At 68.9% G+C, this 17,435-nt stretch carries 17 protein-coding genes; 6 read left to right on the top strand and 11 right to left on the bottom strand.

Going from position 1 to position 17,435, the window contains the following annotated elements:
• Positions 1-32: 32 nt before the first annotated feature.
• The 3 genes from ACU6RU_RS05490 to ACU6RU_RS05480 are packed head-to-tail and all read right to left on the bottom strand — an operon-like array spanning position 33 to position 2,225.
• Positions 33-803 (bottom strand): glycerophosphodiester phosphodiesterase family protein, encoded by a 771-nt coding sequence (locus tag ACU6RU_RS05490; protein WP_289329578.1) that lies wholly within the window; start codon positions 801-803, stop codon positions 33-35.
• Positions 800-1,747: an SPFH domain-containing protein gene (locus ACU6RU_RS05485; protein ID WP_120262575.1), complete on the bottom strand. Its 948-nt coding sequence runs from the start codon at positions 1,745-1,747 to the stop codon at positions 800-802. The genes ACU6RU_RS05490 and ACU6RU_RS05485 overlap by 4 nt, the downstream gene beginning before the upstream one ends.
• Positions 1,740-2,225: an NfeD family protein gene (locus ACU6RU_RS05480; protein WP_289329579.1), complete on the bottom strand. Its 486-nt coding sequence runs from the start codon at positions 2,223-2,225 to the stop codon at positions 1,740-1,742. The genes ACU6RU_RS05485 and ACU6RU_RS05480 overlap by 8 nt, the downstream gene beginning before the upstream one ends.
• A 123-nt stretch (positions 2,226-2,348) precedes the next feature.
• On the opposite strand from ACU6RU_RS05480, the gene ACU6RU_RS05475 reads away from it, so the two are divergent.
• The gene (locus ACU6RU_RS05475; protein ID WP_120262573.1) at positions 2,349-3,113 is read left to right on the top strand and encodes an SDR family oxidoreductase; all 765 of its coding nucleotides are present in this window, start codon (positions 2,349-2,351) and stop codon (positions 3,111-3,113) included.
• 2 nt (positions 3,114-3,115) lie between these two features.
• Positions 3,116-5,098 (top strand): S9 family peptidase, encoded by a 1,983-nt coding sequence (locus tag ACU6RU_RS05470; protein ID WP_446726090.1) that lies wholly within the window; start codon positions 3,116-3,118, stop codon positions 5,096-5,098.
• Between the two features lie 17 nt (positions 5,099-5,115).
• Here the strand turns inward: ACU6RU_RS05470 and ACU6RU_RS05465 are convergent, their stop codons facing one another.
• Positions 5,116-5,667 (bottom strand): HdeD family acid-resistance protein, encoded by a 552-nt coding sequence (locus ACU6RU_RS05465; RefSeq protein WP_120262572.1) that lies wholly within the window; start codon positions 5,665-5,667, stop codon positions 5,116-5,118.
• A gap of 114 nt (positions 5,668-5,781) precedes the next feature.
• A complete protein-coding gene (locus ACU6RU_RS05460; protein ID WP_446726089.1) occupies positions 5,782-6,699 on the bottom strand; it encodes an AEC family transporter in 918 nt (305 codons plus the stop codon).
• Positions 6,700-6,806: 107 nt separating this feature from the next.
• Between ACU6RU_RS05460 and ACU6RU_RS05455 the strand changes: the two genes are divergently transcribed.
• The 3 genes from ACU6RU_RS05455 to ACU6RU_RS05445 all read left to right on the top strand — a co-directional run bounded on the left by ACU6RU_RS05455 (position 6,807) and on the right by ACU6RU_RS05445 (position 8,663).
• Positions 6,807-7,652 carry a phosphatase PAP2 family protein gene (locus ACU6RU_RS05455; RefSeq protein ID WP_446726088.1) on the top strand — a complete coding sequence of 282 codons (846 nt, stop codon included), beginning with the start codon at positions 6,807-6,809 and terminating at the stop codon, positions 7,650-7,652.
• Positions 7,653-7,801: 149 nt separating this feature from the next.
• Positions 7,802-8,107, top strand: a complete 306-nt coding sequence (locus ACU6RU_RS05450; protein WP_120262569.1) for a hypothetical protein — start codon at positions 7,802-7,804, stop codon at positions 8,105-8,107.
• A 91-nt stretch (positions 8,108-8,198) separates the two neighbouring features.
• Positions 8,199-8,663 carry a hypothetical protein gene (locus ACU6RU_RS05445; protein ID WP_120262568.1) on the top strand — a complete coding sequence of 155 codons (465 nt, stop codon included), beginning with the start codon at positions 8,199-8,201 and terminating at the stop codon, positions 8,661-8,663.
• Positions 8,664-8,675: 12 nt separating this feature from the next.
• On the opposite strand, the gene ACU6RU_RS05440 is transcribed toward ACU6RU_RS05445, so the two are convergent.
• Positions 8,676-10,577, bottom strand: coding sequence for an alpha-amylase family protein (locus ACU6RU_RS05440; protein WP_446726087.1), 1,902 nt, complete (start codon positions 10,575-10,577; stop codon positions 8,676-8,678).
• A 145-nt stretch (positions 10,578-10,722) separates the two neighbouring features.
• Here ACU6RU_RS05440 and ACU6RU_RS05435 point away from each other — a divergent pair, with 145 nt between their 5' ends.
• Complete coding sequence (locus tag ACU6RU_RS05435; protein WP_446726086.1) at positions 10,723-12,051, top strand: MFS transporter; 1,329 nt, start codon at positions 10,723-10,725, stop codon at positions 12,049-12,051.
• A 28-nt stretch (positions 12,052-12,079) separates the two neighbouring features.
• Here the strand turns inward: ACU6RU_RS05435 and ACU6RU_RS05430 are convergent, their stop codons facing one another.
• From ACU6RU_RS05430 to ACU6RU_RS05410, 5 genes are all read right to left on the bottom strand, one after another.
• Positions 12,080-12,340 (bottom strand): DUF6458 family protein, encoded by a 261-nt coding sequence (locus tag ACU6RU_RS05430; protein WP_289329586.1) that lies wholly within the window; start codon positions 12,338-12,340, stop codon positions 12,080-12,082.
• 88 nt (positions 12,341-12,428) lie between these two features.
• The gene (locus tag ACU6RU_RS05425; RefSeq protein WP_446726085.1) at positions 12,429-13,199 is read right to left on the bottom strand and encodes an SGNH/GDSL hydrolase family protein; all 771 of its coding nucleotides are present in this window, start codon (positions 13,197-13,199) and stop codon (positions 12,429-12,431) included.
• On the bottom strand, positions 13,189-14,544 hold the full coding sequence (locus ACU6RU_RS05420; RefSeq protein ID WP_446726084.1) for an MFS transporter: 1,356 nt from the start codon (positions 14,542-14,544) through the stop codon (positions 13,189-13,191). The genes ACU6RU_RS05425 and ACU6RU_RS05420 overlap by 11 nt, the downstream gene beginning before the upstream one ends.
• Before the next feature lie 43 nt (positions 14,545-14,587).
• Positions 14,588-15,628 (bottom strand): LLM class flavin-dependent oxidoreductase, encoded by a 1,041-nt coding sequence (locus tag ACU6RU_RS05415; RefSeq protein ID WP_446726083.1) that lies wholly within the window; start codon positions 15,626-15,628, stop codon positions 14,588-14,590.
• A gap of 94 nt (positions 15,629-15,722) precedes the next feature.
• Entirely contained in the window at positions 15,723-17,399 is a 1,677-nt protein-coding gene (locus ACU6RU_RS05410; protein WP_446726082.1) for a DUF885 domain-containing protein, read from the bottom strand.
• Positions 17,400-17,435 lie beyond the last annotated feature (36 nt).

Here is a 17,435-nt window from a genome sequence, read left to right as displayed (position 1 = left end):
TTTCACAGCCGATGTTCAGCGTGTCGGGGTATTCAGCGTTCCCCCGCCGCGATGGTCAGCGCGCGGTCGGACCGATCCGTGACGATGCCGTCGACGCCGGCAGCGAGCAGGCGTCTCATGCTGTCTGCGTCGTTGACCGTCCAGACATGTATTTCGACGCCGGCACGATGGACCGCGCGGATCATTCGGGGGGAGACGATGCGGACCGGACCCCGGCGCTCGGGGACCTGTACCGCGTCGATGCCGCGCAACGCACGACCCATCAACCATGGCACACCTGAAGCGACGGCGGCGACGAGCGCCGCGATCCGGATGGTCCCCGCCGATGTCGCCGGGCTTCCTCCCGCGGCACGCGCGGCGCGGAGGGCGCGCACGCGCGTGCGATCGGAGAAGCTCGTGAGCAGGACTCGCTCCGCATGAGGGGCCACGAGCTGTCCGACATTCTCGGCTGCGGCGTCGACCTTCACGTCGAGATTGAACGACAGGGACGGGAACGCCTCGAGCGCCTGCGCCAGAGTCACGAGCCCTCCGCGGTCGGCCATGATCTCCTCCAGCTCGCGATCGCCGACATCCGCGATCGGGCGCGGGTCGCCGGTGACCCGCGACAGGTCGGCGTCATGGAAGAGGATCACGGTGCCGTCAGCGCTCAGGTGGCAGTCCGACTCGACGTATCGGACTCCGAGTGCGTGCGCTGCCGCGAAAGCGGCGAAGGTGTTCTCGACGACGCCCTCGGAGTCAGGGGGCACGAAACCGCGGTGCGCGAGCACCCTCGGTCGCTCCGCCCTGAAGTACGGATGCGTCACGGCGCGGGCGGAGCGGAACGGTCGGCGGGCGGCACCGGCCGGTCGTCGCGACGGCCCGCGAACCCCGCGCTCATGCTCTTGAGCGCCTCGGTGAACTCGCTCGGGATGATCCAGAGCTTGCTCGACGCGCTGTCGCTGATCTTCGGGAGGGTCTGGAGGTACTGGTAAGCCAGCAGCTTGTCGTCGGGGTTGCCGTCGTGGATCGCCTGGAACACGGACTGGATCGCGGCCGACTCGCCCTCGGCGCGCAGGATCTGAGCCTGCTTGTCGCCCTCGGCTTTCAGGATCTCCGCCTGGCGGCGACCCTCCGCCTCGAGGATCTGCGACTGCTTCGAGCCCTCCGCGGTGAGGATCGCGGCGCGGCGGTCACGCTCGGCGCGCATCTGCTTCTCCATGGAGTCCTGGATCGAGGTGGGCGGATCGATCGCCTTCAGCTCGACACGCGAGACCCGGATGCCCCACTTGCCGGTCGCCTCGTCGAGGACGATGCGCAGCTGGCCGTTGATGTTGTCACGGCTCGTGAGCGCTTCTTCGAGGTTGAGGCCTCCGACGACGTTTCGGAGCGTCGTGGTCGTCAGCTGCTCGACGGCTCCGAGATAGTTGTTGATCTCGTACGTGGCGGCACGCGCGTCGGTGACCTGGAAGTAGACGACGGTATCGATAGAGACCACGAGGTTGTCCTCGGTGATGACCGGCTGCGGCGGGAACGACACCACCTGCTCGCGCATGTCGACCAGGGGGAGGACCCGATCGATGAAGGGCACGAGCAGATTCAGTCCGGGCGCGAGCGTGCGCTGATAGCGCCCCAGGCGCTCGACCACGCCCGCGTAGGCCTGCGGGATGATCCGGATCGAGCGGAAGAGCACGACGATCACGAAGATCGCCAGGACGACGAGGAGCACGATCACGAAGATCTGCCCGACGAAAGCGCCGACATCAACCACGGGCGTTCTCCTTCGTATCAGGGGCGGGGGAAGTGACCTCGACCGTTGCACCGCGGACGGCACGGACGACGAGGCGGGAACCGACGGGGACGTCTGCGCGATCGTCGACGAGGCGGGCGGTCCACGTCTCGCCGTTGTCGAGCTTGACCGACCCTGCTCCGTCGACGAAGGGGACGAGGACGCGGGCGCCCAGGCCCGCGAGCGCGTCGACGTTGGTCGGTATGTGCTGACTGCTCCGGCGCAGGGCCCGCAGGAGGAGCGGCCGGATGGTGAACAGCAGCAACGCCGACACCGCAGCGGCCGCGGCGACCTGAAGCCACCACGGGGCGGACAGGAGGTTCGTTCCCAGACCGCCGATCAAGGTTCCACCGGCGAGCATGAGGAACGTGAACTCGAGTGTGAGCAACTCGACGATGACGAAGATCAGGGCCAGCACGAGCCACGCTATCCACAGATACTGCGTGAGATCAGGCAACATCGACGCTCCTTCGTCCCTCGTCCGAACCTATCAGTCAGGGGTCCGATCCGGGCCGGTTGATAGGCTCGTGCGGTGCCGGTGAACCGCCGTGCCGACAGCCTTTCTTCCCCGCAGGAGCGCCACATGACTCAGCCCCTTCCCGCCGGAACCCTCTCCGGTCGCACGGCACTGGTGACCGGATCGTCGCGCGGTGTCGGCGCGGATACGGCGCGCTTCCTCGCGCAGGCGGGGGCGAACGTCGTCATCAACTTCCGCAATAAGGCGCCTCGTGCCGAGAAGCTCGCCGCCGAGCTGCGCGAGCTGGGCGTCGAGGTGCTCGTCGTCGGCGCCGACCTGACCGACCGCGCCTCGGTCGACGAGATGTTCGCCGCCGTCCGTGAGACGTTCGGCCACCTCGATCTGCTCGTGCTGAACGCGTCCGGCGGGATGGAAGGCGGCATGGCCGAGGACTATGCGCTCACCCTCAACCGCGACGCGCAGCTCGGCACCCTCGACGCGGCGCTGCCGCTCCTCGAGGACGGATCGCGCGTGGTCTTCGTGACCAGCCACCAGGCCCACTTCATCCGCACGACCCCGACGATGCCCGAGTATGAGGCCGTCGCGTTGTCGAAGCGCGCGGGCGAGGACGCCCTGCGTGAGCGGGTGGGCGAGCTCGCCGAGCGCGGGATCGGATTCGTCGTCGTGTCGGGCGACATGATCGAGGGCACCATCACCGCGACCCTGCTCGAACGTGCCAACCCGGGCGCTATCGAGACGCGTCGGAAGTCGGCCGGCAAGCTCTACAACGTGTCGGAGTTCGCCGCCGAGATCGCACTCGCGGCCGTCGAGCCGATCCCGGCGGACAACACCCGTCTCGTGGGAGACATCTCGTCCTTCGGCGGCGAGTGATCGTGGGCCCCACGGACATCGAGACGCTGATCTCCGTCGGGCGTCCGACGGTCGCGTCCGACGGCTCGTTCGCCGTGTTCGCGACATCGCGACCCGACATATCCGCGGATCGGAACGTGGGGCAGCTCTGGCGCATCGAGTTGCCCTCGGGCGAGCCGCGACGTCTCACCCGGGGTGTCGCGGACACGTCGCCGCGGCTGTCGCCGGACGGCGGCCATGTCGCGTTCCTGCGCGGCGACGCCGACGGCAAGGCCCAGATCCATGTGATCGAGGCATCCGGTTCGGAGCCCGTGCAGGTCACCGACGCACCCCTCGGAGTCGGCTCCTTCGCCTGGGCCCCGGCGGGCGACGTGCTCGCCTACACCGCGCGAGTGCCCGAGTCGGGCCGATACGGCACCATCGACGGTCTCGCGCCGGAGGCGGAGTCCCCTCGCCGCATCACCGGCATCCGATGGCACGCGAACGGCGTCGGATACATCGCCGACCGACCCGCTCACGTCTTCGTGGTCGCGGCACCCGACCTCGGCTCGGAGCCGTCCTACGAGACCGCCCCCGGACCGCAGACCTCGTCGTCCACCCGCGCGCGGCGTGTGCCCGAGGCGGCGCGCCAGCTCACCTCCGGCTCACGTTCGCACGACGGAGTCGTGTTCACCGCGGACGGGACGGAGATCCTCACGACGACCGACGAGATCGAGCACGATCGTCGCGACCTGCGTTCGCCGCTCGTCGCGGTGCGAGTGGACGGGACGGGGGAGCGCGTTGTCCTCTCGGCGACGCTGTCGATCGCCGACATCGCCGTCGCGGCCGATGGGAGCATCGCTTTCCTGGCCTCCGATCCGGGTCCCACCGGGATCGACTTCGTCGCCCCCGGCGTGGCGCTGTGGGTCCTCGACGGCGACCAGCCCCGCCGACTGACCGACCCCGACACGATCGACCTCGGCGAGGTGGGTTCGCACATCACCGCGGTCGGTGACGACTTCCTGGTGCAGAACCGGACCCGCGGTGAAGTGCACCTGCTGCGCGTATCGCGCGACGGCGCTATCGCGCGTCTCCGCCGTGGTCTGGAGGTCGTGGGTCACGGCGCCGACGCAGCGGGCGAGCGCATCGTCTGCGCGGTGGCGACCAACCGGTCGGCCGGTGAGATCCTCTTCCTCGACGCCGCAGGCGTGGACGCGCGACTACTCACCTCGTTCGGCGACGCCGCCAGCCGGGCCGGGTTCGTCCTTCCCCGCGAGCTCGAGGTGACGGCGCCCGACGGCTACCCGGTGCACGGCTGGGTCGCGACGCCTCCGGGCGACGGCCCGTTCCCCGTCTTGCTGCAGATCCACGGCGGCCCGTACGCCGCCTACGGTGTGCACCTGTTCGATGAGACGCAGGTCCTCGTCGACGCGGGCTACGCCGTCGTCTACTGCAACCCCCGCGGCAGCGCCGGATACGGGCGGGCCCACGGCCGCAGCATCCGGGGCCGGATGGGAACCGACGACTTCGTCGACGTTCTCGCCTTCCTCGACGGAGCGGTGGCGGCGGACGAGCGCCTCGATGGAGACCGTGTCGGCATCATGGGCGGGTCATACGGCGGGTATCTCACCGCGTGGACGATCGCGCATGACCACCGGTTCGCCGCCGCGATCGTCGAGCGCGGCTTCCTCGACCCCACGACGTTCTCGGGCACGAGCGACATCGGGTCGTTCTTCGGCGATGAGTACGTCGGCACCGATCCGACCGCGATCCGGGCGCAGAGCCCGATGGCGGTCGTCGACCAGGTGACCACGCCCACCCTCGTCGTTCACTCCGAGCTCGATTTCCGGTGCCCGCTCGAACAGGCGACCCGGTACTACTCCGCGTTGCGCCGCCAGGGCACGGCGGCCGAGCTGCTGATCTTCCCCGGCGAGAACCATGAGCTGACCCGTTCGGGCCGGCCGCGTCACCGCGTGGAACGGTTCGAGGCCATCCTCGATTGGTGGGGGCGCCACCTGCCGGTGTGACGCCCCACACGCGACCGTCAGGGACGGAACGAGAGCCCTCGGATGATGTTGACGATGCCGAGCGCCACGGCCGAGATCCCCAGCAGCCACCACAGCACGATCACGCCCCACAGCGGCGTGAACAGCAGCATGACGCCGGCGATGATCGAGAGGATCGCGAAGGCGATCGTCCACCCGCGCGACGTCGACTCGCCGACGACCGACAGCGACACCGCGCCTTCGACGATCCACGTGATGCCCACCAGCACGCCGAGGAAGACGGCGAACGACACCGTGAATGCCGGGAGGTTCGCGAACGCCACGATTCCGACGACGACGAAGAGGATGCCGAGTGCGATGTGTCCCACGCGGGCCCAGCCGCCCTTCGTCCGCGAGAAGATCCCGAGCGCGGCGTAGACGATGCCCGTGATGATCGCGTAGGCGGCGATGATGCCGGTCAGCACCTGAGCCGTGCGGCCCGGCCAAATGAGGATCAGCAGGCCGACGATCAGAGTCAGGATGCCGCCGACGATGAACGAGGTTCGCAGTGACCTGACGAATCTCGCGGCGGTGTTCTCCGTGCTTGTCATGACAGGACCTCCTTCGCGGGAGCCGCGCGCCCCCGACACGCCACACGTTAGTGGACCGGGGGGAGTCCCGTCAGGGCCGCAGATGCGGAACCGCCGATCAGCCGCGGGGGGAGGTCAGCCGAGCAACAGCGTCGCTGCGAGCAGAACGGGCACGCAGCCCAGTGTGGTGAGGAACACGGTGTCGCGCGAGATGGTCTCGCCGATGTCGTAGCGCTGGGCGAAGTTGAAGACGTTCTGAGCGGTCGGGAGCGCAGCGAGGACCGTGACGGCGAGCGTGTCGGCGGGTGAGAGGCCGAACACGAAGGCCGCGACCGCCCAGGCGACGAGGGGCATCGCAATGAGTTTGAGCCCCGACGCCAGGAGGATGTCACGCCGCCGACCGGAAGCGGACAGCACGCGCTGACCGTGGAGCGACATTCCGTAGGCGATGAGGAGGACGGGAACGCATGCGTCGGCGATCAGCTGCAGCGGATCGAGCACGATCGGGGGCAGTTCCAGGCCGGAGACCGACACGATGACACCCGCGACCGAGGCGATGACGATCGGGTTGCCGAAGGTTCGCTTGAGAATCGGCAGCGGCTTGCGCTGACCGGTCGTCACGGCCTCGAGGATGGCCATGGTGATGGGCGTGAACACGATCAGCTGCATGAGGATCACGGGCGCCGGCAAGGCGGCCGACCCCAGCAGATAGAGCGACAGCGGGATGCCGATGTTGTTCGAGTTCACCTGGCCGGCCGAGAGCGTTCCGATGAGCGTCTCACCGATCGAACGGCGCCAGACGAGCCGAGCGATCAGCGCATAGACCACGAACATCGACACCGCGGCGATCGCGGATACGGGCAGCAGTGCCGAGAAGAGCGTCGAGACGTCGGCCTGCGAGAGCACGACGAACATCAGGAAGGGCGACAGGACGAAGAAGATCAGTCGCGCGAGCACAGGGCGGCCATGAGGCCCGAGCAGATCGATCCGGCCGATGACGTAGCCCACGACGATCGCGACCCCGACGACGACGAACCCGGTCACGACCTGCACCCTTCGAGCCTAGGGGAGTGGGGGCTTCGCCCCGGTTCGCCGCGTGTTGACCCCGCTCACAGGATCGGCTTCGTACGGTGGACCGACGACGAGAGCGAGGTGACGGTATGAACCGCAACGTGCGCTACCTGCAGCTGGCGGGCGTTCAGCTGGCGGCCATAGCGGTGACCATCCTGGTGTGCGTCTTCACGGCGACCGGTCAGCACGCGGATCAGGCGGCCATGGTCGCCACGACGGCCTCGACCAACCCCGTGCTGCGCGCGGCCCAGCACGTCAGCGCGAACTACATCCTCATCGTCGCGGCGCTGACGATGATCGTCAGCATCGTCGCGGCCGTCGTCCGGCGGCGATATGCCGAAGCCGTCGCGGCATCCGTCCTGTTCGTCGGTGCCAGCGTCGTGACGCAGGTTCTCAAGAACGAGGTGATCGCCCGGCCCGATCTGGCGAGCGGCTGGGGCGCGTATGGCAATTCGCTGCCGTCGGGCCATGCGACGATCGCCATCGCGGCGGCGTGCGCGGCGTTGTTCGCCGCGCCGTCGCAGATGAAGTTGATTCTCGCGCCGGTGCTCGTCGTCTGGGCGACCGTCGCCGGCATGGGCGTCATCGCCGCCGGTTGGCATCGGCCCAGCGATGTCGTCACGGCCAGCCTCGTCGTGGGCTTCTGGTGCACGGTCGCCGCGTTGCTCGTCACGGCGGTGCGTCGGGGCCACACGGCGCCGGTGCTGACGGCGGCACAACGTCGCCTGCGCGCGCTCGCGCCCGTACTGACCGTCGGTGCGGCGATCACCGCCGTCGCACTGTGCGCGTCATACGCATCGGGTTCCGGGCGCACACTCGCGACGGCCATCTTGACGGCGGCGACGATCAGCGCGACGGTTCTGGGCGCGCTCGCGGTCAGCGGTGGGCTGCCGTCGGCACGAGCGCGCGCGGCGTCACGAGCGTCCTACGTATAGTCCGATAATGCACATTATGTCAGGTCGTTGGAATCAACCCTCTCTTGTCGCGCACCGCGGACGTTTTGCTCGCACGGTGCCGCTTGGTTGAATGACCCCATGCATCCCGCCACCTCATCGCGCCCCGACCCGCTCTCCGCGATGCGCTCATGAGCGAAGCCGTCACGAGGCCCGGACGACGCGTCACTTTGGTGCTGCGCCGTCCCGCGCTCCATCTCATTCCCGGCGTGCGGCCGACCATCGTGATGAACGGAATCGGCCAGCCAGCGCAATGGGGCGTCGGGACCTGGCTCGTGCCCGACGACGAGGCCGTCGAGATCACCGTCTTCCTCTTCAACCGCCTGTGGCGGTTCGGTGCAGCGCACGTCGTACTGCACCCTGGCGACACGGGCCTCAGCTATCGCGCTCCCCTGGTTCCGCTCGGCCCGGGTCGCATCGTCGTGACCCCCGAGTGACACCCGTCCCGCCGAGGTGAGACTTTACCGTCCAGCTGGTACAGTAATCGGTCAGCCTCGCTCCTGTGGAGCGTGACGAAGGGAGACGGCCATGCACATCGCCGGCTTGGACACCGACATCATCGACGCACTGACGCAGGTCGCGACCGCCGAACACCGGCCTGACGCCCTCACGATCGGGGTATCGCTCCCCGACGCTTCCGACGAGCTCCCGGGGTGCATCGCCGACCTCGATGCGCTCCTCGAGACAGAGCTGGCCCGAGTGTCGCCCCGTGTCCTCGTCGCCGTCGTGCACGCCGCGGGAAGGCTGACCGAGGGTCGTGCCTTCGCGAGCGAGCTCATCGACCGTGCGAGCGTCCACTCGAGCAACTCATTGGGCCGCGACCTCACCGCCATCGGCGTTGTGCTGGACGACGAACACGACCGCGCCCTCGCGGCACGCCGCATCGCCGAGCACCTCGGTGGCCGGAGCAATCTCGGCGACGGCACGGTCGTCACGGCGCGTGACCTGCGGCGCAGCACGCTTCGCGATCTGATCCTCGAAGACGTCCTGTGACGCTCGGCGCCGTCAGCGTCGACGCACGCGCAGCCAGACGAACGCATGCGCAGGCAGGACGAGTCCGCCACCGAGGGTGAGCGCGCGATCTCGGACCACGTCGTACGCGGATTCGTCGAGCCCGCTGAACGTAGCCGACGGGATGTCGACGGGCGAATCGCCCACGTTGGCGAGAACGAGGACCGCTCCCCCGTCACCGTCCGATGACGGTCGCGTGAACCCCACCACCGCGACGTGCGGGGTGTGGAACGGCACCAGATCGTTGCCCGCGAGCTCCGGGCTCGCGCGGCGCACCTCGATCAGCCGGCGGAGTCGCGTGAACACGCGCCCCGACACCGTCGACTCGTCCAGGCGGCGTGCGTACCGATCTTCCGGACGCGTCGGCCGGTGCGCCCATCGACTGTCGCCCCGACGAGCGGGGTCTTCCTGGAACGCGTCGTCGTTGAGCTGCGCGACCTCGTCCCCGAGATAGAGCAGCGGGATGCCACCGGTCGACATCGCCAACGCGTGCGCGAGCACGACCCGGTCCTCGCCGCCGTCGTCTCCCGCGGCGACGCCCGCCAGCGAAGCCGTCGTGCCCGCGATTCGGGCATCGCCCGTCCGTGGGTTCTCCTGAAAAGGGAAGCCGCGTGAGAACGAGCCGTCGAAGCGACCGATGTAGAAATCGTTGAGGAAGCGGCGATGCGGTCCACCGTCGATGCCGAGGCGCGCGGCATCCTCGTCCGCGAAGGTCCAGCCGACGTCGTCGTGGCTGCGGACGTAGTTGACCCACGCCGTTCCCGCAGGCAGGGCATGGCGCTCGTCGAGCGCCAGCTGGAGCAGCCGGGCGTCGCGCGTCGCCAGCGCCTCCCAGGTCAGCGCCATCTGCAGCGGGTTGTACGACAGTTGGCACTCATCGGGCGAGATGTAGTCCTGCACCTCGTCGGGATGCACGATCGCCTCGGATTTGAACAGCACCGCGGGAGCCGCGATCCGCAGCACAGCATTGAACGCCTGGAGCAGCAGGTGCGCCTCCGGCAGCGACTCGCATGCTGTGCCGAGGCGTTTCCAGATGAAGGCCACGGCATCCATCCGGAGGACCTCGACGCCCTGGTTCGCGAGGAACAGCATCTCCCCCGCCATGGCCGTGAAGACATCGGGGTTGGCGTAGTTGAGGTCCCACTGGAACCGGTAGAACGTCGCCCAGATCCACCGACCGTCCGGGAGCGGCACGAACGAGCCCGGGTGGTCGTCCGGGAAGATCTCGCGCGTGGTCCGCTCGTACGCATCGGGGAGCTCGCGGTCGGGGAAGATCAGGTAGAAGTCCTCGTACACGGGGTCGCCTGCGAGGGCCCGCTGCGCCCAGACGTGCTCATTCGAGGTGTGATTGAAGATGAAGTCGAGGACGAGGGATATTCCCGCCTCCCGGAGGTCGTCCGCGAGCGCGCGAAGATCTGCCATCGTGCCCAGCGCCGGCTTCACGGTGCGGTAGTCCGAGACCGCGTAGCCCCCGTCGTTGTCGCCCTCGGGGCTGTCGAACAAGGGCATGAGGTGCAGATAGGTCAGGCCGAGCTCGCGGAAGTACGGGATCATGCCGCGTACGCCGTCGAGGTCGCCGGCGAACCGGTCGACGTAGCAGACACCACCGATCATCTTCTCGGACTCGAACCACGTGGGGTCGGCCGCGCGGTCACGATCGAGGCGCCTCAGCTGCGCGGGGCGGTCGGCACGAGCATCGAGCACCACGTCGATCAGGTGCACGAGCGCCTCGAGCGAACCCGGCCGGTCACCGTAGAGCGCACGGAAGAGGGAATGCAGACGCGGGAACTCGGTCCGCAGCCGAGCGACGGTTTCGCCATCGACGGGCTGCTCGCGGCGCGCGACGTGCTCGACGACGATCGCTGCGTCGTTCTCGAGCGACGAGAGCGCACTCATCGCGGGTCCACCGGAGCACTCATGTCCGCATCCTCTCAGACCATGACCGCGGCGGACACCGGGGCTCGCACGAGTGGACGCCGGGGCCGGAGTAGCGTAGGAGGGTGATCTTTCCGACGCCCCGCCCGCTCGGACGGATCGGCAGATGACCGTCTCGGCGCGCATGGCCGGGCCCGGGGTGCGGGCGTGGCTGGTCTGGGGAACCGGCGTCGCGGCGTACGTCCTGTCGATCACGAACCGCACGTCTCTCGCAGCCGTCGGCGTCGACGCCGCCGAGCGCTTCCACGCGGATGCCGCGACCCTGTCGATGTTCGCGGTCGTTCAGCTGGCCGTGTACGGCGGAATGCAGATTCCCATCGGCGTCCTCCTCGACCGTTACGGCTCGCGGCCCATCATGACCATCGGGATGGTGCTCATGGCTGTCGGGCAGCTGACGATGGCGCTCTCCCCCAGCGTCGGTGTCGCGATCATCGCCCGCATGCTGCTGGGCGCCGGTGACGCCGCCATCTTCCCCGCGGTGCTGCGTCTGGTCGCGACGTGGTTCCCTGCGCAGCGCGGACCTCTGATGGTGCAGATGACCGGCATCCTCGGTCAGGCCGGGCAGCTCGTCGCCGTGATCCCGCTCTCCGCGCTCCTGCACGCCACCAGTTGGTCGGTGACATTCGGCAGCGTCGCGGGTCTCGGTGTCCTGTTCGCGGTCCTCGTCTTCCTCCTCGTTCGCAACCACCCGCCGGAGGTCGACCGCGACGTCAGCGTCGACACCGACACCGGTGCCATCAGGGTCGTCACTTCGAGCGTCGACACGGGCGTCGGCATCCGGGCGGCTTGGGACCACCCCGGCACCCGGCTGGCGTTCTGGTCGCATTTCACGACGCCGTTCGCCGGCACGGCGTTCATCCTGCTGTGGGGCATCCCGTTCCTCACTGCGGGCGAGGGTCGCACTCAGGGCGAAGCGACACTCATCACGACCCTGTACGTGTTCGCCGGGATGGCGCTCGGGCCGATCATGGGCGAGCTCTCGCGCCGCATCCCGAACCTGAGATCACGAGCCCTGGTCCTCCCGGCCGTCGCCGTGCAGCTCATCGCGTGGACGGCGGTCATCCTCTGGCCGGGAACCGCACCGGCTTGGCTCCTGGTCGCGCTCGCCGTGGCTCTGGCCACCGGCGGCCCGGCGTCGATGATCGCCTTCGATCACGCCCGGACCCACAATCCCTCGCATCGGCTGAGCACTGCCACGGGGCTGACCAACGCCGGCGGATTCCTCGCCGCCCTGATCGCGGTGTTCTCCATCGGTGTCGCGCTCGATCTGCAGGGGGCGGGCACTCCCGCTACCTACTCGCTCGAAGCGTTCCGGATCGCCTTCCTCACGCAGGTCCCGCTGTGGCTGATCGGCGGCACGTTCATCGCGATCGAGCGCAAGCGGACGCGCATCCACATCGGCATGGATGCACCGAGACGGCCGCGCCGGGGATGAGGCCGACGCGGCCGACGCAGGATCTTCGTCAGAGCGTCGGGTCGCCCGAGGTGCTCGTGGTGTTGCGGGTGACGCGCTGACCGCTCGCCGGGTCGACGGCGGAGCGGCTGACGGTCTCCGTCTGACGACGGCGCACCATCAGAACGAGCCCGATGAGGAAGACGAGGGCTCCCGCGCCCATCAGGATGTAGCCGATGAGGTCGAGGTTCACCCACTCGACCTCGACGTTGACGGCGAACGCGAGGATCGCGCCGATGACGAACAGTGCGATTCCGGCACCAATGCTCATGTCAGTTCCCTTCGGGTGTGCGGACCCGACGATCGTGGCGCGGATTCGTCGCGCCGCGCATCGTCTTGACACGGCTTCTCCGCCCGTGTCAAGAACGCGGCGCGACCTCGACCCATGAGCCGAACTTCGGCTGACGGTGGTCGCCCGACGAGCGACCCGTCAGCCTGCGCCGGACCCAGGGCGCAAGATGCTCGCGGAAGTACTCGCCACGGGCGAGCGTCGGGGGCGGCGCGTCGACGGGGAGCGACCACCACTCCCCCGGCGCGTCGAGCCCCAGCGAGCCGAGCACGCGAGCCGCGACGCGGTGGTGGCCGCGCGCGTTCATGTGGAGGCGGTCGGCCGACCAGTACGACGGGTGGGTCAGGGCGCGATCGTGCCAGTTCAGGGCGCGGATGACGTCGTTGCGGTCCGAGATCCGGTCGACCACGGCAGCGGAGAGGGCATCTCCGCGGCGATTGATCAGTCCGCCCAGCGGCAGCTGGGCCGACGGGTTCGCCCCTGACAGCAGGATGAGGCGCACGCCCTCGTCGTCACAGCGCCGGAGCACCTGCACGAACGCATCGACGATATGCGCGATCGACGTGCGCGGGCGCAGCATGTCGTTGCCCCCGCCGTTGAACGAAAGGTGCGTCGGACGCAGGGCGAGTGCTGCTTCGAGCTGCTCGTCCACGATCGGCCGGACGAGTTTGCCCCGGATCGCGAGGTTCGCGTACTGCACCGACCGCCCGGTGGCATCGGCCCAACCCGCGGCGACGAGATCCGCCCAGCCGCGGACGGCGCCGTCGGGGAGCTCGTCTCCCACGCCCTCGGTGAACGAGTCACCGATCGCGACGTAGCGCACCTCTGGATCAGCGGTCATCGAGCGACACCCCTCTGCGGTCGGCGAGGCCCCACGCGCCGGCGGCGGCGAGGACGAAGAAGACGGCGAACACCACGAAGAGCACCGGGGCTCCGCCCCAGAGCAGCAGCGGCGGCACGGACAGCGGCGCGAGGATCGAGGCGATGCGGCCCACGCCGGCGGCCCACCCCGCTCCGGTGCCGCGCAGCGACGTCGGGTACATCTCGGGGGTGACGGCGTACAGGGCGCCCCAGGCGCCGAGGTTGAAGAACGACAGCGCCATGCCCGCAACGATGATGACGGCCTCGGTGCCGGCAGTGCCGAACACGACGGCGGATGCTGCGGAGCCGATCAAGAAGACCGACAGCGTGAGGCGCCTGCCCCACACCTCGATCAGCCATGCCGACACGGCATAACCCGGCAGCTGGGCAAGGGTGATGATCAGCGTGAACCCGAACGAGCGGACGAGGTCGTACCCCTGCGTGTAGAGGATGGTGGGAATCCAGATGAACGCGCCGTAGTACGAGAAGTTGACGCAGAACCAGACCAGCCACAGGCTCGCCGTGCGGGCGCGGAACTCGGGAGACCAGAGGGCTCGAAGACGTCCCGTCGTCGACACCGCTGCCGGCGGGCCCCCGATCGCCTCTGCCCCCGCCGCGGTGCGCTGGTCGGAGGACGCGGGCCCGTGGTTCTTCTCGAAGCTTCGGACGACGGCCTCGGCCTCGGCATGCCGGCCGCGGCGCTCGAGCCAGCGTGCTGACTCGGGAAGCCCCCAGCGAACGATCAGGGCGTAGACCGCGGGAATCGCACCGACGGCGAACGCCCACCGCCACCCGTTCTCGACCTGCGGGATGACGAAGTAGCCGATGAGCGCCGCCGCCGTCCAGCCGACCGCCCAGAAGGCCTCGAGGATGACGATGACCCGACCACGGATTCGCGCGGGAGCGAACTCGCTGACATACGTGCTCGCGACCGGCAGCTCGGCGCCGAGTCCGAGCCCGACGACGAAGCGGAGCACGAGCAGCATCGCGAGCCCGCCGACCAGCGCGCTCGCTCCGGTCGCGACCCCGTAGACGAGCAGGGTCACCGCGAACACCGATCTCCGGCCGAAACGGTCGGCGAGCAGCCCGCCGAGGCTTGCCCCGATCGCCATCCCGGCGAAGCCGGCGGATGCGATCCACGACGCCTGCGATGTGTCGAGTGACCACTGCGCGATGAGCGCCGTGATGATGAACGAGATCAGGCCGACGTCCATCGCGTCGAGGGCCCAGCCGAGCCCGGAACCGGTCAGGATCCTGAGATGCCGGCGGCCGAAGGGGAGATCATCGAGGCGGCGCGCCACCGAGGGCGTCGCGGTATCGGTCATTCGACCATGCTATTGATCCGCGACGCCCCCGGGCGCCACCTGGTCAGTCGTCGGCGAGCATCTCGCGCACGAGCGGCGCGACCTTCGTGCCGTACAGCTCGATCGAGCGCATCATGCTCTCGTGGGCGAGGGTCCCGTGCGAGAACTTCAGATCGAAGCGATCAAGCTCGAGCGTACGGATCGTCTGCGCAAGCTTGCGGGCCACCGTCTCGGGCGACCCGGCGTAAACGGCTCCGTCGGGGCCGAGATCGTGCTGGAACTGAAGACGCGAGTACGGTGGCCAGCCGCGCTCGGCGCCGATCGCGTCGCGGTTGACCTTCATCGCGGGGAAGAGCTCCTCCCAAGCCTGCTCGTCGGTGTCGGCCACGTGACCGGGCGAATGCACTCCGACGGGCAGCCGGCCAGCGCCCATCGCATCGCGCGTGCGGTGGAACAGATCGACGTACGGCCGGAACCGATCGGCGCCGCCGCCGATGATCGCGAGCATCAGACCGTATCCGTTGTGCGCGGTGCGCAGCACCGACTCGGGCGAGCCGCCGACGCCGACCCAGGCGCGCAGTCCGTTCTCGGTCTTGGGGAAGACGTCTGCGGCCGTCAGCGCGGGGCGCGTTCTGCCCTGCCACGTCACCGGCTGCTCGGCGCGCAGCTGGCCGAAGAGGTCGAGCCGTTCCTCGAAGAGGATCTCGTAATCGGCGAGATCGAAACCGAACAAGGGGAACGACTCGGTGAACGACCCTCGTCCCAGGATGATCTCGGCGCGTCCGTTCGAGACCGCGTCGAGGGTGGCGAAACGCTCGTAGACGCGGACGGGGTCATCGCTGGAGAGCACGGTGACCGCGGTTCCGAGGCGGATGTCCTTCGTGCGTGCCGCTGCCGCCGCGAGCACGATCTCCGGGCTCGAAACGGCGAACTCACGCCGGTGGTGCTCCCCCACGCCGAAGAAGCTCAGGCCGACCTCGTCGGCGAGCACCGCCTGGTCGACGACGTTGCGGATGGTCTGCGCGTCGGAGAGCAGTTCGCCATCGGCTCCGCGGGTGACGTCGCCGAACGTGTCGAGGGCGAACTGGACGGATGTCGCGGTCATGGGGCCACCTTTCATTCATGCGCATACAACGACGGGGCGGGAGATCTATTCCCACCCCGTCGTCGTCTGCGCTTTCAGACGTCTGCGATGACTCTCAGTCTTGCGCGAGAGCCATCCGCAGGGTGTCGAGCCCGACGCCGCCGAGCCGCAGCGCCTTCATGTGGAACGCTTTGACGTCGAACTGCTCTCCGGCACGGTCGGCGTAGTCGTCGCGGATCTGCTCCCAGATGCGCTGACCGACCTTGTACGACGGCGCCTGGCCCGGCCAACCGAGGTAGCGGTTGACCTCGAAGCGGATGAACTCCTCGGGCATGTTGACGTTGCGCTTCATGAACTCCAGCGCATAGTCCGCATCCCAGACGCCTTCGCCGTCGGGGCGGACCTTGCCCAGGTGCACGCCGATGTCGAGCACGACGCGAGCGGCACGCATGCGCTGACCGTCGAGCATGCCCAAGCGGTCCGCCGGGTCGTCCAGGTAGCCGAGCTGCTCCATCAGGCGCTCCGCGTACAGGGCCCATCCCTCCGCGTGCCCGCTGGACCCGGCCAGGAGGCGGCGCCAGGAGTTGAGCTCGGACCGGTTGTACACCGCCTGAGCGATCTGCAGGTGGTGCCCCGGAACGCCCTCGTGGTAGACGGTGGTGAGTTCTCGCCAGGTGTCGAACGAGTCGACACCCTCGGGCACGGACCACCACATCCGCCCCGGCCGCGAGAAGTCATCGGTCGGACCGGTGTAGTAGATCCCGCCCTCGTTGGTCGGGGCGATCATGCACTCGAGCGTGCGGATGGGCTCGGGGATGTCGAAGTGGGTTCGCCCCAACTCCTCGACGGCGCGATCGCTCGTCTCCTGCATCCACTTCTGCAGCGCCTCGGCGCCGTGGAGCTTGCGAGACTCGTCCTTCTCGAGATGAGCGACGGCCTCCTCCACCGTTGCGCCCGGGAGGATCTCGTTCGCAATGGACTCCTGCTCGGCGACCATACGCGCGAGCTCCTGGAGACCCCATTCGTAGGTCTCGTCGAGGTCGATCGTCGCACCGAGGAAGCGGCGCGAGTGCAACGTGTAGAGCTCGCGTCCCACCGCATCGGTCTCATCCGCCTCCGGCAGCAGCTCTCCGGTGAAGAACGCAGCCAGCGCGTCATAGGCGACGCGTGCGGCGTTGGCGTTGTCGGCGAGGTCGCGGGCCAGCGATGCCGGCAGCCCGCCCTCCGCGGGGGCTGCGTCGGCGGCGAAGGTCGCGAAGAATCCGGTGTCGGCGGTGTAACGGCCGATCTGGGTCGCGACCTCGGTGACCTGACGACGCGCCGGAACGATCCCGCGGGCGATGCCCTCCCGGAGGGTCTCGACGTATCCGTCGACGGCAGCGGGCACCGCGGCCAAGCGTGCGGCGATGACGCTCCAGTCGTCGACGGTTTCCGTGGGCATGAGGTCGAACGTGTTGCGGATCTCCTGCGCCGGGGACGCGATCACGTTGACGTCGCGCAGGTGTGCGCCGGCCTCGACCAGATCGATCTGCAGCCGCAGATCGCCTGCGAGGTCGGCTTTCGTGACGACATCCACGTCGTCCTCGGGCTCGGCCCCCTCGAGCGCTGCGAGGGTGCTGCGCGCGGCGTCGAGCGCCCGCGCGGTTCCCGTGGGCGAGTAGTCGTCGAGTCGCGCATTGTGCTCGAAACGGCCGATGTACGTCGCGAGCCCGGGTGAGAGCTCGGCCAGGGTGTCGACCCACGCGTCGGCGATCCGGTCGATCTGCGTGGGGGTGCGCTGTGCTTCGGTCATCCTCCGAGCCTACTGCGGCGCCCCCACGCGGCCGGG

The organism is Microbacterium sp. F1-18 (genome assembly GCF_052921305.1).
This window is presented reverse-complemented; position numbering and strand designations above follow the sequence as displayed.

What these genes read in the sequence shown, in the direction of transcription:
- ACU6RU_RS05480 (WP_289329579.1), bottom strand. Translation starts at nt 2,225, where the DNA reads ATGTTGCCTGATCTCACGCAGTATCTGTGGATAGCGTGGCTCGTGCTG.
- ACU6RU_RS05475 (WP_120262573.1), top strand. Translation starts at nt 2,349, where the DNA reads ATGACTCAGCCCCTTCCCGCCGGAACCCTCTCCGGTCGCACGGCACTG.
- ACU6RU_RS05465 (WP_120262572.1), bottom strand. Translation starts at nt 5,667, where the DNA reads ATGACAAGCACGGAGAACACCGCCGCGAGATTCGTCAGGTCACTGCGA.
- ACU6RU_RS05455 (WP_446726088.1), top strand. Translation starts at nt 6,807, where the DNA reads ATGAACCGCAACGTGCGCTACCTGCAGCTGGCGGGCGTTCAGCTGGCG.
- ACU6RU_RS05450 (WP_120262569.1), top strand. Translation starts at nt 7,802, where the DNA reads ATGAGCGAAGCCGTCACGAGGCCCGGACGACGCGTCACTTTGGTGCTG.
- ACU6RU_RS05445 (WP_120262568.1), top strand. Translation starts at nt 8,199, where the DNA reads ATGCACATCGCCGGCTTGGACACCGACATCATCGACGCACTGACGCAG.
- ACU6RU_RS05440 (WP_446726087.1), bottom strand. Translation starts at nt 10,577, where the DNA reads ATGAGTGCGCTCTCGTCGCTCGAGAACGACGCAGCGATCGTCGTCGAG.
- ACU6RU_RS05435 (WP_446726086.1), top strand. Translation starts at nt 10,723, where the DNA reads ATGACCGTCTCGGCGCGCATGGCCGGGCCCGGGGTGCGGGCGTGGCTG.
- ACU6RU_RS05430 (WP_289329586.1), bottom strand. Translation starts at nt 12,340, where the DNA reads ATGAGCATTGGTGCCGGAATCGCACTGTTCGTCATCGGCGCGATCCTC.
- ACU6RU_RS05425 (WP_446726085.1), bottom strand. Translation starts at nt 13,199, where the DNA reads ATGACCGCTGATCCAGAGGTGCGCTACGTCGCGATCGGTGACTCGTTC.
- ACU6RU_RS05420 (WP_446726084.1), bottom strand. Translation starts at nt 14,544, where the DNA reads ATGACCGATACCGCGACGCCCTCGGTGGCGCGCCGCCTCGATGATCTC.
- ACU6RU_RS05415 (WP_446726083.1), bottom strand. Translation starts at nt 15,628, where the DNA reads ATGACCGCGACATCCGTCCAGTTCGCCCTCGACACGTTCGGCGACGTC.
- ACU6RU_RS05410 (WP_446726082.1), bottom strand. Translation starts at nt 17,399, where the DNA reads ATGACCGAAGCACAGCGCACCCCCACGCAGATCGACCGGATCGCCGAC.